The sequence below is a fragment of the Streptomyces sp. NPDC006487 genome (genome assembly GCF_042870555.1).
GTDB lineage: Bacteria > Actinomycetota > Actinomycetes > Streptomycetales > Streptomycetaceae > Streptomyces.
In genome coordinates this window covers 177,521-189,771 of the sequence record NZ_JBIAHN010000015.1, presented here as the reverse complement: position 1 = coordinate 189,771, position 12,251 = coordinate 177,521, and the positions used below count along the sequence as shown (strand labels likewise).

The following is a 12,251-nucleotide window of genomic DNA, read 5'->3' as shown; positions in this document are numbered from 1 at the left end:
ACCGCCCGTCCGCCCCCAACCGCCCGTCCGCCCGTCCGCCCGGGATCAGCCGCCAGGGATCAGCCGTCCGGGATCAGCCGTCCAGGAGGTTCAGCAGCCGGTCCACGTCCGCCTCGGTGTTGTAGAGGTGGAAGGAGGCCCGCAGGCTTCCCGCGCGGGCGGACGTGGAGATGCCCGCGGCCAGCAGGGCGCTCTGACGGCCGGCCAGGCCCGGTACCGAGACGATCGGGGACCGGCCCGGGACGGGCTCGTGGCCGAGGCGGGCGAGGCCGTCGCGGTAGCGGGCGGCCAGGGCGGTGTCGTGGGCGTGGACGGCGTCGATGCCGATCCGCTCCAGCAGGGCCAGTGAGGGCTCGGCGGCGTGGTAGGCCAAGAAGGCCGGGGACTCGTCGAAGCGCCGGGCTCCGTGCGCCAGTTCCCGCAGCGGGCCGTAGATGGCGTCCCACATGTCGGCGAGCGCCACCCAGCCGGCGTGCAGCGGGGTCAGGGAGTCCTGGGCCTCCTCCGAGACCGTGAGGTAGGAGACACCGCGCGAGGCGAGCAGCCACTTGTACCCCGCGGTGACCGTGTAGTCGTAGGGGCTCGCGTCGAAGGGCAGCCAGCCCGCCGCCTGGGAGGCGTCGACCAGCATCCGCGCCCCGTGCCCGGCGGTCGCCGCGCGGACGGCCGCCAGGTCCGCCGTACGCCCGTCGGCGGACTGTACGGCGCTCAGCGCCACCAGTGCGGTGTCCGGGCCGACGGCTTCGGCGAGGGACTCCAGCGGGGCGAAGCGGACCTTGAGGTCGTCGCGGACCACGAAGGGGTTGATGACCGAGGCGAACTCCCCCTCGGGGCAAAGGACTTCGGATCCGGCCGGGAGGGAGGCGGAGACCAGGCCGACGTGGGTGGAGACGGCCGAGCCGACGGCCACGCGGTCCGCACGGACCCCGACGAGGCGGGCGAACGACCCGCGGACCCGTTCGACGCGGCCGAAGTCACCGAAGCCTTCCGGGAGTCCGGCCCCTGCCGCCTCCGCGAGCCGCCGCACCTCGGCGACGGCGGCTCGCGGGAGGATCCCGCAGGTGGCGGTGTTGAGGTAGGTGACGGAGTGCGCGAACTCGTCGCGGACGGCCCCGGGCGCAGATAGATCCATGCCCTTCACTCTGCGCCAGGACCATCACAAAGTCTATTGACGAGTTCAGCGTGCCACACCAAAGGATTACTTATGAAGATCCCTTACGGGCGCGGTACCGCGCACGCGCCGTCGGGCTCGCACGCCTCGCCCTCGGGGGCGGCGGGCGCGAGGACCTCGCGGCCGGCCCAGGCCTGCTCCAGCGCCTGCGTGAACACCTCGGCGGGCTGACCCCCGGAGATCCCGAAGCGGCGGTCGAGCACGAAGAACGGTACGGCGTTCGCGCCCAGCTCGGACGCCTCGCGCTCGTCGGCCCGCACCTCGGCGGCGTACGCGGACTCGTCGGCCAGCACCGAGCGGGCCTCGGCCTCGCCCAGTCCGGCCTCCACCGCGAGGGCGACCAGCACCTCGGGGTCGAAGACGGAGCGCTCCTCGCCGAAGTTGGCGCGGTAGGCGAGGTCGAGCAGCTCCTCCTGGCGGCCGCGGTCGGCGGCCAGGTGCAGCAGGCGGTGGATGTCGAAGGTGTTGCCGTGGTCACGGCCCTCGGTGCGGTACGTCAGCCCCTCGGCACGGGCGCTCGCGGCGACGTGCTCCTCCATGCCGCGGGCCTCGTCGAGGGTGCGGCCGTACTTCTTGGCCAGCATCTCCACGACCGGCGCCACCTGACCCTTGGGGCCGTTCGGGTCGAGCTCGAAGGAGCGGTAGACCACCTCGACCTCCTCGCGGTGTGCGAAGCCGGCCAGCCCCTTGGCGAACCGGGCCTTGCCGATGTAGCACCACGGGCAGGCGATGTCGCTCCAGATCTCGACGCGCATGTTCCTTCTTCCCTCCACGGAATCAACTGTTCCGTGTTCAACCATCTGCCCCCGTGTCTCATTCCCCGGACGGGTCCCCCACCGTGAGCCACAGGATGCGGTGGGAGCCCGCGGCCCGGGCGCCGACGGGATCCGGGAGCCAGCCGTGGGTGGCGTAGAAGGCCTGGGCGCGGAGGTTGTGCTCGTAGACCTCCAGGCGGACCCTGCGGACGCCCGCCCGGCGCCAGGTGTCGAGGCAGGCGGCGTGCAGGGCCGCCCCGGTGCCGCGGCGCCAGTGGACGGGGTCCACGTGCAGCTGGGTGAGGGTGGTCTCGCCGTCGGCGGTGCGGAAGGCCGCCACCCCGGTGAGTTCGCCGCCGCTCTCGGCGCAGAGCACCCCGCCGTCGGCCGCGGACCGGGCCACCGCACGGGACCAGCCCTCACGGGTGCGCGCCAGTTCGGCGGTGCCGCCGTAGGTCTCCTCGGGTACCCGGCCCCGGTAGTAGGTGGCCCGGGCCCGGGTGTGGAGGGCGGCGATGGCGTCGAGGTCTTCCGGCTGCGCGGTCCTGATCACGGGAAGGAGAACGCGCCGGGAATCCTGCCGGTTCCCGGCGCACTCCACGGGCTACTTCTTCAGCCAGGCCTTCATCATCTTCTGCGCCACCGGGGCGGCCAGCTTGCCGCCGCCGATCTCGGAGCGGTCCGTGTCCGAGTTCTCGATCACGACGGTGATCGCGATCTGCTTGCCGTTCATCTTTCCGTACGTGGTGTACCAGGCCAGCGGCGGCAGGCTGTTGTTCACGCCGCGCTGAGCGGTACCGGTCTTGGCTCCCGACTCGACGCCCGGGATCTGGACGTTCTTGCCGCCGCCTTCGGTGGCGACCGTCCGCATGGCGTCCTGGAGCATCGAGGCGGTCTTCCCGCTCATCACCTGCGCGGACTTCGGGTCCTTGAAGCTCTCGAGCACGTTGCCGTCGGAGTCGGTGACCTCGGAGACCTCGTGCGGGGAGACCAGCTTGCCGCCGTTCTCGATCGCGGCCGTCACCATCGCCATCTGCAGCGGGGTGGCCTGGACGTCGAACTGGCCGATACCGGTCTGCGCGACCTGGTCGACCGACATCTTCTTCGTCGGGTACTTGCTGGACGGGCTGGTCCAGACGGGGGTCTTCTGCACCACGTTGAAGCCGAGCTTCTCCGCCATGGCGCGCATCTTGTCCTGGCCGAGCCTGTGGGCGAACTCCGCGAAGACGTTGTTGCAGGACAGCTTCAGCGCGGTCCGGGGGGAGACGTTGTTGCAGAGCGAGTCGTCCACCTCGCTGCGCAGCTTGGTCCGCGTCCCGGGGATCGTGTAGTCGCCGGGGATACCGGTCGGCGTGTCGATGTTCGTGACCAGGTCGTTCTCGATGGCCGCGGCGAGGGTGACCAGCTTGAAGGTGGAGCCCGGCGCCTGCGGCTTGCGCAGGGCGGTGTTCTCCATGGCCTTGCCCTGGTCGGCACTGAGCGCCGCCCACGCCTTCTGCTCCGCCTCTCCGGCGCCGGAGATGCTGCCGGGGTCGAAGGACGGGTTGTTCACGACGGCCAGGATCTCGCCCGTCGCCGGGTCGATCGCCACGGCCGAGCCCTGCTTGCCCTGGAGCGCGTCGTAGCCCGCCTTCTGGACGTCCTTGTCGATCGTGGTGAGGACGTTGCCCGGGGCGGCCCGCTTGTTGGTGAGCGTGTCCATGATCGTCTTGAGCCGGTTGTCGGTGCCGTTGAGGATGTTCTTGTAGACGCCCTCCAGCATGCTCGACCCGAAGGCCTGGGAGCTGTAGCCGGTGATCGGCGCGTACAGCGGTCCGTCCGTATAGGTCCGCTTGTACCGGAAGTCCTTGCCGCCGGTGTCCTTGGAACCGGTGATCGCCTCACCGCCCACGATGATGTTCCCCAACGGGTTCTCGTACTTCCCGATGAGGTTGCGCCGGTTGTTGGTGTCGTCTGCGAGGGCCTGGCCTTGATATGCCTGCACCCAGGTGACCCGCACCAAAAGGGCCAGCACCAGAAGCAGACAGAAGACCGACGCACGCCTGATCGTCTTGTTCATCCCCCAGAAGGACGTCCCGCCCGCCCCAGCCGTTCCGCTCTGCCCCGATTGTGGCGGAGTTCTCAGCCTTTCTTCATGAGGAAGCCCCCCTCGTACGCCGCGATGACCGCCTGGGTGCGGTCCCGGGACCCGGTCTTGGCCAGGACCGCGGCCACGTGCGTCTTGACCGTCTGCGGGCCGACCCCGAGCCGCTCGCTCACCTCGTGGTTGGAGAGCCCGGTGGCCATCAGCCGCAGTACGTCGGCCTCCCGGTCCGTGAGCCGGGCGACCCAGGGCGCGGCGGCCGGTCCCGCCCCGGGCGCGGTGTGGGCGGCGGCCAGGGAGCGGACGGCCGCCGGGAAGAGCAGCGAGTCCCCTCGGGCCACGAGCCGGACCGCGGCGGTCAGCTCATCGGGATCGGCCCGCTTGAGGAGGAACCCGGCGGCTCCCGCGCGCAGCGCCTCGTACACGTAGGCGTCGTTCTCGAAGGTGGTGACCACCACGATCCGGGGCGGCTCCGTCATGGTGGCGAGGATCCGCTCGGTGGCCCGGATGCCGTCGATCTCCGGCATCCGCACGTCCATCAGCACCACGTCGGGGGCGAGCGCCCGGACCACGGCCACGGCCTCGGCTCCGGTGGCAGCCTCGCCGACGACCTCCAGGTCGGGCTCGGCGTCGAGGATGACCCGCAGGGCGGTACGGACCATCCGCTCGTCGTCGGCCACGACCAGGCGCAGCGGCGGGCGGGGCGGCAAGGATGCCACCGGGGCCGCGGGCGGAGTCGTCTCCCGGGTCGCGGGAGCGGCCACCTTCGCGGCCGCGGCCGCGGCCGGGGGCGCCGACGCAGCCGGGGGCGGGGCCTCGGACGGCGAAGGCGGCCTCATCGGGCGGCCTCGCCCAGCGGAAGGACGGCCAGCAGCCGCCACCGGCCCTCGTACGGACCGGCCTCGACCTGCCCGCCGAGCAGCGCGGCACGCTCGGCTGCGCCGTGCAGCCCCCGGCCCCCGGTGGTCCGGGCCCGCGGAGCGGCCTCGGCCGCCGCCGCCGGATCGTTCGTCATGGTGATCTCCAGTTCCTCGTATCGACCGGGTTCCCCGTATCCACCGGGTTCCCCGTGCCCACCGCGCTCCCCCTGTCCGCCCCGTCCGCCCTGTCCACCCCCTCCCTCCCGTACCCGTACGCGGATCCGCAGGTCGACCGGGCCCGTCCCGTGCCGCAGTGCGTTGCTCAGCCCCTCCTGCACGATCCGGTAGGCCTCGCGGGAGGCGATCGCCGGAAGCCACCCCCAGTCACCGGCCTGTCCCGGGTCCTGGCGGGCGGCGATCGGGGTCCCGGAGGCCCGGCTGCGGGCCAGCAGCCCGTCGAGGTCGGCGGCGAGCGTCGGAGCGGCGGGCAGCCCGGTGCCGCCGGCGCCCGCTCCGCCGCCCTCGCCCTCGCCCTCGCGCAGCAGGCCGAGCACGGCGTCCAGCTCCCCCACAGTGCGCCGGGTGGTGTCCTCGATCGCGGCGAGCGCCTCCCGGACGAAGCCGGGGTCGCTGTCGAGCACCCGCCGGGCGGCGCTCGCCTGGAGGGTGACCGCGCTCAGGGCGTGCCCGACGGCGTCGTGCAGCTCCCGCGCGAGCCGGTTGCGGACCGCCAGGTCCGCGGCACGCTCCTCGGCGGCCGCCAGCCGGTCCGCCCCCGTCGGCCCGAGCAGTACGGGCGCCAGCCGCGCCAGCAGCGCCCCCGCCGCGGCGGCGCAGAGCACGAGCCCGGCCAGCAGCCCGATTCCGAGCAAGGGGGCCACGTACGGCTCGGCCCGTGCGTCGAACGAGCCGAGCCGGACCGGGAAGTCCCGCAGCGCGCTCACGAACGGCAGGGCGAGCAGCACCACCGCCATGGGCGGCACCGCCAGGCTCATCCCGCTGACCAGTGCGCCGATCCCCAGGTGCAGGGTCCACCAGGCCGAGGCCCGCCCCCGGGCCGCCCAGCTCCGGGCCGGCCCCCCGGCGAACCGCTCCCCCGGAACCCCGCACAGGGCGCGCGCGGCGGCCACCGACATCGGCCGGACCAGTCGGAGCAGCCCGGTCACGGCGACGAGCGGCAGGGCGGTGGCGTAGGCGGCGAGGCTGAGCGGCAGGGAGTCGCGTGCGTTGGTCCCGCCGGCGAGGACACCGACCACCACCTCCGCGAGCAGGAAGTACGGCATCAGAAGGGCCCCGCCGAGGATCAGATGAACCCAGCGCAGCCGGGCCCCCTTCCCCAACCACCTCTCCACGCCGCCCCCTTCAGGCCGCTCGGCGCGTGGCGAGGAACCGCGCCGTGACACCGGCCGCGAGGAGGCCGATGATCATCTGGCCAGCGTAGATCAGATAGGTCGCGGTGGTCGTCCGTTCGCCCGGGCCGGGGTCCCCGCCCACCACCGCGGTCATCATCCACATGCCCCAGCACAGGGTCGCGGCCGACCCGGTCCACGCCATGCCCAGCGGCCACCACGCCCGCCGGTCCCCGCCCCTGGCCAGCAACACCGCCCCCGCCGCGGCCGTCAGCGCACACACCGCGTGGATGAAGGACACCGTGCCCGCATCGGAGGAGTACTGCGCGATCTGATCCGCGTTGTGCCCGGCCGTGCCGCCGAAGGCCCAGTACAGGTGCGCGGTCGCCACCACCGAGGCCACCGCCGCCGCGGCTCCCGCCACCACCCCCGTGGGTGACGGGAACCTGCCCCGGACCCCGTCCGGGGGGACCACCGGACCGAGGACGCCCTGCCAGCACCCGCCCCAGCGCTCTCGCGCATAGGGCACGAACAGCCCTGCCAGGGCTATGGCTTGGATGATGAAGCCGGGGTAGACCACGTTGAACACCCATGGATCGAGGAAGGGCGGCTGGGCCGCTCTCGCGGCCTCGTCCGGCCCCAGCCCCATGCCGCGCAGGAGGAGCTGACCGGGGAAGCCGAGGACGATCGGCGTCAGGAGCCCGGTGGCGATGAAGACGGGGGAGATCAGCAGCCAGGACGGCACGCGCATCCCCCAGGGCCGGGTGAGCACCAGGACGAGCAGGACCACGCTGGAGTCCATGACCAGCGACAGGGCGTTGAGCACGGTGAAGAACGCGCTGCCCGGCTCCAGGAGCACGCTGCCGTCCGGTATCCCGATGTGGCTCCCGGCCAGCCAGGCGGTCTTCAGCGTCAGATAGGGAACGGTGGCGGCGATGGCCGCCGCCCGCAGGAACCTGCGCCCGGCCGACGGCCGGGTGGAAGACGGGCGGGTGGACGACGGGCGGGTGGACGACGGCCCGGTGGACGACGGCCGGGCTCCGCTGGTCGATCGCGACGTGTGAACGGCTCGTGTGCTCATGGATCAACGGTCCCGCGTCCGCGCCCCCGCCACCTCCCCCGTGAAGGGGATCCACCTCCCCCGCCCGGGGGAGGAACCCCGCCCTCCAGGCCCCGCGCTCCGCCACACCCCCGCGGCTACATCCGCCGCGTCACCACCGACAGCCGGTCGCGGGCCGCGAACAGCGCCGCCTTGATGCCCCGTTCGTGCCCCGGAGTCAGCCGCGCCACCGGCACCGAACAGCTCACCGCGTCCCGCGCCGGCGTCCGGTACGGCACCGCCACCCCGAAGCAGCGCAGTCCGAGCGTGTTCTCCTCCCGGTCCACCGCGTACCCCTGCTCCCGTACCAGTGCCAGGTCCTCGATGAGCCGCTCGCGGTCGGTGATGGTGTGCTCGGTGACGGCTTCGAGCCGCCGCGGCAGCAGTGCGCGCACCTCGTCGTCCGTGTGCGTGGCCAGCAGCGCCTTGCCGAGCGCCGTCGAGTGCACCGGCAGCCGCCGCCCGACGCGGGTGAAGGGCCGCAGGTAGTGCTGGGACTGCCGGGTCGCCAGGTAGACCACGCTCGTCCCGTCCAGACGGGCCAGGTGGATCGTCTCCGTCGTGTCGTCGGAGAGCCGGTCCAGGGTGGGCCGCGCCGCCGCGACCACCTCGTCCCCGTCGATGTACGAGCTGCCGACGAGCAGCGCCCGCACGCCGATGCCGTACCGCGTGCCCGTGGCGTCCGTCTCCACCCAGCCCAGGTTCACCAGCGTGCGCAGCAGCATGTACAGGCTGGATTTGGGAAGGGAGAGATCGCTCTGGATGTCGGCCAGGCTGTGCAGCCCCGGCCGGGAAGCGAAGTGTTCCAGCAACTGGACCGTGCGTACCGCCGACTTGACGGCCGCCGGCGCTCCCGAGCCCCCCGACTCAGCTGTGGTGGTCATCCGCCTTCGTGCCCCTCTGTCTCTTGCTGTCTCTTGTCAACCCGGAAGACACGGAAATAGAGTCCACGGTGGATGTGATCATTCATCCAACGGAACAGCGTTCACCATACTGAACGCATCCGCGCGGGGCAGCGTAGATCCAGGAGGCAGTTCGCCATGGCAGCAACACCAGTCTGGAGTGTGGACCCCCGCACCGGGAAGCACCGCGAGCAGGTTGCGGTGGAGGCCACACCCCGGGAGGTGGACGAAGCCGTGCGCGCGGCCCACGCCGCCCGCGGCTCGCTGGCCGACGCCGGGAGGCGCGCCGCCTTCCTGCGGACCGCCGCCGATCTGCTCGACGAGGCGGGCCCTCACGTCATCGAGGCCGCCGACGCCGAGACGGCGCTCGGCCCCGGCCGGCTCACCGGCGAGCTCGCCCGCACCACGGGCCAGTTCCGGGCCTTCGCCGACGCCGTGGACGAGGGCTCCCACCTCGACATCCGCATCGACCACGCCGATCCCACCACCACCCCGCCCCGCCCCGAACTGCGCCGCTACAAGGTGCCACTGGGCGTGGTCGCGGTGTACGCCGCCTCCAACTTCCCCCTCGCCTTCTCCGTGCCGGGCGGCGACACCGCCAGCGCGCTGGCGGCGGGCTGCCCGGTCGTGGTCAAGGCGCACCCCGACCACCCGGCCACCTCCGAGCTGTGCGCCTCGCTGCTGCGCCGGGCCGCCGTCGCCGCCGGGCTGCCGGCCGAGGTCGTCGCCGTGGTCCACGGGTTCGACGCGGGCCTGGAGCTGATCCGGCACCCGCTGGTCGGCGCCGCCGGGTTCACCGGGTCCATCCGGGGCGGGCGGGCCCTGTTCGACGCCGCCGCGGCGCGGCCCGTACCGATCCCCTTCCACGGGGAACTGGGCTCCCTGAACCCGGTCGTGGTCACCCCGGCGGCCGCCGCCGAGCGCGCCGAGGAGATCGGCGGCGGGCTGGCCGGCTCGGTCACGCTCGGCGTCGGCCAGTTCTGCGTCAAGCCCGGCCTGGTCCTCGTACCCGAGGGTGCGGACGGGGACCGGCTCGCGGGCGCCCTGACCAAGGCGATCGGGGAGACCGAGCCCGGAGTGCTCCTGGACCACCGGATGCGGGCGAACTTCGTCGCAGGGGTCCGCGAGCGCGCGGCGCTGCCCGGGGTCGACGCGCCCGTCACCCCCGGCTCCGGCGGCGAGCACACCGTCGGCGCGGGCTACCTGAGCGTGGCGGCACGGACCCTGCTCGAGGGCGGTCCCTACGAGGTGCTCCTGGAGGAGTGCTTCGGCCCCGTCACCGTGCTGGCCCGATACGCGGGCCAGGACGAGGCCGCAGCCGTGCTCGGGCGGCTCCCCGGGAACCTCACCGCGACGCTCCAGCTGTCGGCCGCCGAGGCGGACGGCGGCCCGGGTCCGGCGGCGGAGCTGATCTCCCAGGTCACGACGCTGGCGGGCCGGGTCGTGGTCAACGGCTGGCCGACCGGTGTGGCGGTGGCCCCGGCCCAGCACCACGGCGGCCCCTACCCGGCGGCGACCTCCCACTCCACCTCGGTCGGCGGCACCGCGATCGAGCGCTGGCTGCGCCCGGTGGCCTACCAGTCGGTGCCGGACGCCCTGCTCCCGGCGGAACTCCGCGAGGCCAACCCGCTGAACCTCCCGCGACGGGTCACGGGAGGCTAGGGACCATCGGCGGGGCGCGGCGGGGTCAGGTGCCCAGGACCCGGGCCTTCTCCGCCGCGAACTCCTCGTCGGTGAGCAGGCCCTGGGCCTTCAGTTCGGCCAGCGCGGTGAGCTGGCCGACCCGGTCGGCCGCGGGAGCCGCGGCGGCCGGCGGCGGGGCCTGCCGAGTCTGCTGCCAGGCCTGCTGCTGCGCGGCCGCCCGGGCCGCGGCCTGGTTGACGAGGGCCTGCTGCTCGGCGTCCGCCGCCGCCTGCTGCTGCGCGCCGCGCTCGGCCCGGCCCCGCTGCATCCTGCCGGAGACCAGGCATGACAAACCCCTTCGATAGCGCATGAAATCACCGCAAAAAAGGGTCTTACGCGCCGGGGCTGACACCGCACCGTGAGCCGGGTCGAGGAATTGCGTTGCAGGCCACCGGCCGGGGAGGGCACCCTCGGCCCATGCCGAAACCTCACGGATTCTCGTACGAACAGCGGGGCGACCAGAGCGTCGTCATCACCCACCAGGGCCGGTCCGCGGCCACCCTCCGGGGCGGGCGGGCCGCCGCCTTCCTGGCCGAGGTCGAAGCCGGTGACGCCCAGCTCGTCATGGCGCGCTGGACCGGCTCCTACAAGTTCGGCAACGAGCGGACCGCCAGGAACCACCCCCGAAACCGGGGGCGCGTCTGAGGCACGGGGGGCACCAGAGTGGGGCGGGAGCGGGGCGGGCATGGGGCGGGAGTGAAGAACCGGGAAACCGGGTGAAAGTAAGGGAACGGCAAAGCCACCTCGGTCGTTCTCCCGGCATGACCGCTATGACCCCTGGTTCCAACCTGCCGCTCAATGCCGTCCGCGTGACGGTCGACGTGGCTGCCCCGGTGCGGCTCGACGTGTCCGCGCTGCTCCTCGGCGCCGACGGCAAGGTGCGTTCCGACGCCGATTTCATCTTCTTCAACCAGCCGTCCGGCCCCGGCGTCACCTACCGCTCGGGCGGCGGCACGGCACCGGACTCGATCACCGTGGACACCGGTGCGGTCCCGCCCGGCATCGAGCGGATCGTCATCACCGCCAGCCCGGACGCCGCGGGCCAGTCCTTCCAGGGCATCGAGCCCACCGCCACCGTCCGGGACGCCGGCACCAGCGCGGTGATCTCCTCCTTCACCCCGCCGCAGCTCGGCACGGAGACCGCCCTGGTGGTCGTCGAGGTCTACCAGCGCGGCGGCGTGTGGAAGGTGCGCGCGGTCGGCCAGGGGTACGCGAACGGCCTCGCCGGCATCGCGACCGACTTCGGCGTCTCGGTGGACGAGGAGCCGGCTCCGGTGGCAGCCGCCCCGGCCCCCGTCGCCCCGCCCGTACCGCCCGCTCCCCCGGCCCCCCCGGCGGCGCCGCCCACCTACGCGGCCTCGCCCTGGCTCACCAGCGGCGCGCCCGGGGCGACCCCGGCACCCGCCCCGGTCGCCCCGGCGCCGGTCGCACCCGCGCCGGTCGCCGCCGCCCCCGCACCCGGCGCCGGGAAGATCAACCTCGACAAGGGCCGGGTCAGCCTCCAGAAGAACCAGACCGTTTCCCTGGTCAAGGGCGGCCGCCCGCTGCTCTCCCAGGTCAAGATGGGCCTCGGCTGGGAGCCCGCGTTCCGCGGCCGGGACATCGACCTCGACGCCTCGGTCATCGCGTACGGCCCGCAGCGCAACCACATCGACAGCTGCTACTTCGGCAAGCTCTCCATCCTCGGCGGGTCGATCAAGCACTCGGGCGACAACCTCACCGGCGAGGGCGCGGGCGACGACGAGGTGATCGTCGTGGACCTCGGCCGGCTGCCCGCGGATGCGACGGGCCTCGTCTTCACGGTCAACTCCTTCTCCGGCCAGAAGTTCACCGAGGTGGCCAAGGCCTACTGCCGCCTCATCGACGCCGCGACCAACGAGGAGCTGGTCCGCTTCGACCTCACGAGCGCCGAGCCGCAGACCGGCGTGATGATGGCCAAGCTGATCAAGCAGTTTTCCGGCGAATGGGAGATGACGGCCATGGGCGAGTTTGTGAAGTCGCGCACAGTGCGGGGCATGGTCAAACCGGCCGCACAGGCACTCTGAGCAGGTGGGCGGGCACATGGAGCGACGGACGCCCTCCCCGGGTGATCTGTTCCACCTTTAAAACGGAGGTGGCTGTCAGTGCCCGCCCGTAGCCTTGGAAGCATGCACCAGACACTCCAGCCCGCGGGCCCCGCGCGCCCGTCCGCCGCTGAGGCGAACGAGGCGATCCGGCAGCTCGTCGAGAGCCGGGTGGACGGCGAGTGGCCCTCCGAGGCGTACGAGTTCCTCCTCGAAGAGTGGGCCGCGGCCAGCCGCGCCGAAGCTCAGTAAACGAACAGACGAACAGATGAGGCAACGAGAAGAG

At 73.0% G+C, this 12,251-nt stretch carries 13 protein-coding genes; 4 read left to right on the top strand and 9 right to left on the bottom strand.

Features of this window, described 5'->3' with window-relative positions; all coding sequences use genetic code 11:
* Positions 1-73: 73 nt before the first annotated feature.
* The 8 genes from ACFYM0_RS26790 to ACFYM0_RS26755 form a co-directional block, all read right to left on the bottom strand.
* On the bottom strand, positions 74-1,132 hold the full coding sequence (locus ACFYM0_RS26790) for an aminotransferase class V-fold PLP-dependent enzyme (protein ID WP_388505739.1): 1,059 nt from the start codon (positions 1,130-1,132) through the stop codon (positions 74-76).
* Positions 1,133-1,215: 83 nt separating this feature from the next.
* Positions 1,216-1,926, bottom strand: coding sequence for a DsbA family oxidoreductase (locus ACFYM0_RS26785; protein ID WP_388505738.1), 711 nt, complete (start codon positions 1,924-1,926; stop codon positions 1,216-1,218).
* Between the two features lie 58 nt (positions 1,927-1,984).
* Entirely contained in the window at positions 1,985-2,479 is a 495-nt protein-coding gene (locus ACFYM0_RS26780; RefSeq protein WP_388505736.1) for a GNAT family N-acetyltransferase, read from the bottom strand.
* A 51-nt stretch (positions 2,480-2,530) separates the two neighbouring features.
* Complete coding sequence (locus ACFYM0_RS26775; protein WP_388505734.1) at positions 2,531-3,985, bottom strand: penicillin-binding transpeptidase domain-containing protein; 1,455 nt, start codon at positions 3,983-3,985, stop codon at positions 2,531-2,533.
* Between the two features lie 62 nt (positions 3,986-4,047).
* Entirely contained in the window at positions 4,048-4,719 is a 672-nt protein-coding gene (locus ACFYM0_RS26770; RefSeq protein ID WP_388505732.1) for a response regulator, read from the bottom strand.
* Positions 4,720-4,844: 125 nt separating this feature from the next.
* Positions 4,845-6,221 carry a sensor histidine kinase gene (locus tag ACFYM0_RS26765; protein WP_388505730.1) on the bottom strand — a complete coding sequence of 459 codons (1,377 nt, stop codon included), beginning with the start codon at positions 6,219-6,221 and terminating at the stop codon, positions 4,845-4,847.
* A 10-nt stretch (positions 6,222-6,231) separates the two neighbouring features.
* Positions 6,232-7,299, bottom strand: a complete 1,068-nt coding sequence (locus ACFYM0_RS26760; protein ID WP_388505728.1) for a hypothetical protein — start codon at positions 7,297-7,299, stop codon at positions 6,232-6,234.
* A 116-nt stretch (positions 7,300-7,415) separates the two neighbouring features.
* Positions 7,416-8,201, bottom strand: a complete 786-nt coding sequence (locus tag ACFYM0_RS26755) for an IclR family transcriptional regulator (protein ID WP_388505726.1) — start codon at positions 8,199-8,201, stop codon at positions 7,416-7,418.
* Positions 8,202-8,357: 156 nt separating this feature from the next.
* On the opposite strand from ACFYM0_RS26755, the gene ACFYM0_RS26750 reads away from it, so the two are divergent.
* The gene (locus tag ACFYM0_RS26750) at positions 8,358-9,881 is read left to right on the top strand and encodes an aldehyde dehydrogenase (NADP(+)) (protein ID WP_388505724.1); all 1,524 of its coding nucleotides are present in this window, start codon (positions 8,358-8,360) and stop codon (positions 9,879-9,881) included.
* A gap of 25 nt (positions 9,882-9,906) precedes the next feature.
* On the opposite strand, the gene ACFYM0_RS26745 is transcribed toward ACFYM0_RS26750, so the two are convergent.
* Positions 9,907-10,212: an SHOCT domain-containing protein gene (locus ACFYM0_RS26745; RefSeq protein WP_388505722.1), complete on the bottom strand. Its 306-nt coding sequence runs from the start codon at positions 10,210-10,212 to the stop codon at positions 9,907-9,909.
* 107 nt (positions 10,213-10,319) lie between these two features.
* Here ACFYM0_RS26745 and ACFYM0_RS26740 point away from each other — a divergent pair, with 107 nt between their 5' ends.
* From ACFYM0_RS26740 to ACFYM0_RS26730, 3 genes are all read left to right on the top strand, one after another.
* Complete coding sequence (locus ACFYM0_RS26740) at positions 10,320-10,547, top strand: hypothetical protein (protein ID WP_383942642.1); 228 nt, start codon at positions 10,320-10,322, stop codon at positions 10,545-10,547.
* A 125-nt stretch (positions 10,548-10,672) separates the two neighbouring features.
* Positions 10,673-11,947 (top strand): TerD family protein, encoded by a 1,275-nt coding sequence (locus ACFYM0_RS26735; protein WP_388505860.1) that lies wholly within the window; start codon positions 10,673-10,675, stop codon positions 11,945-11,947.
* A gap of 102 nt (positions 11,948-12,049) precedes the next feature.
* Positions 12,050-12,217 carry a hypothetical protein gene (locus ACFYM0_RS26730; protein ID WP_243338429.1) on the top strand — a complete coding sequence of 56 codons (168 nt, stop codon included), beginning with the start codon at positions 12,050-12,052 and terminating at the stop codon, positions 12,215-12,217.
* Positions 12,218-12,251 lie beyond the last annotated feature (34 nt).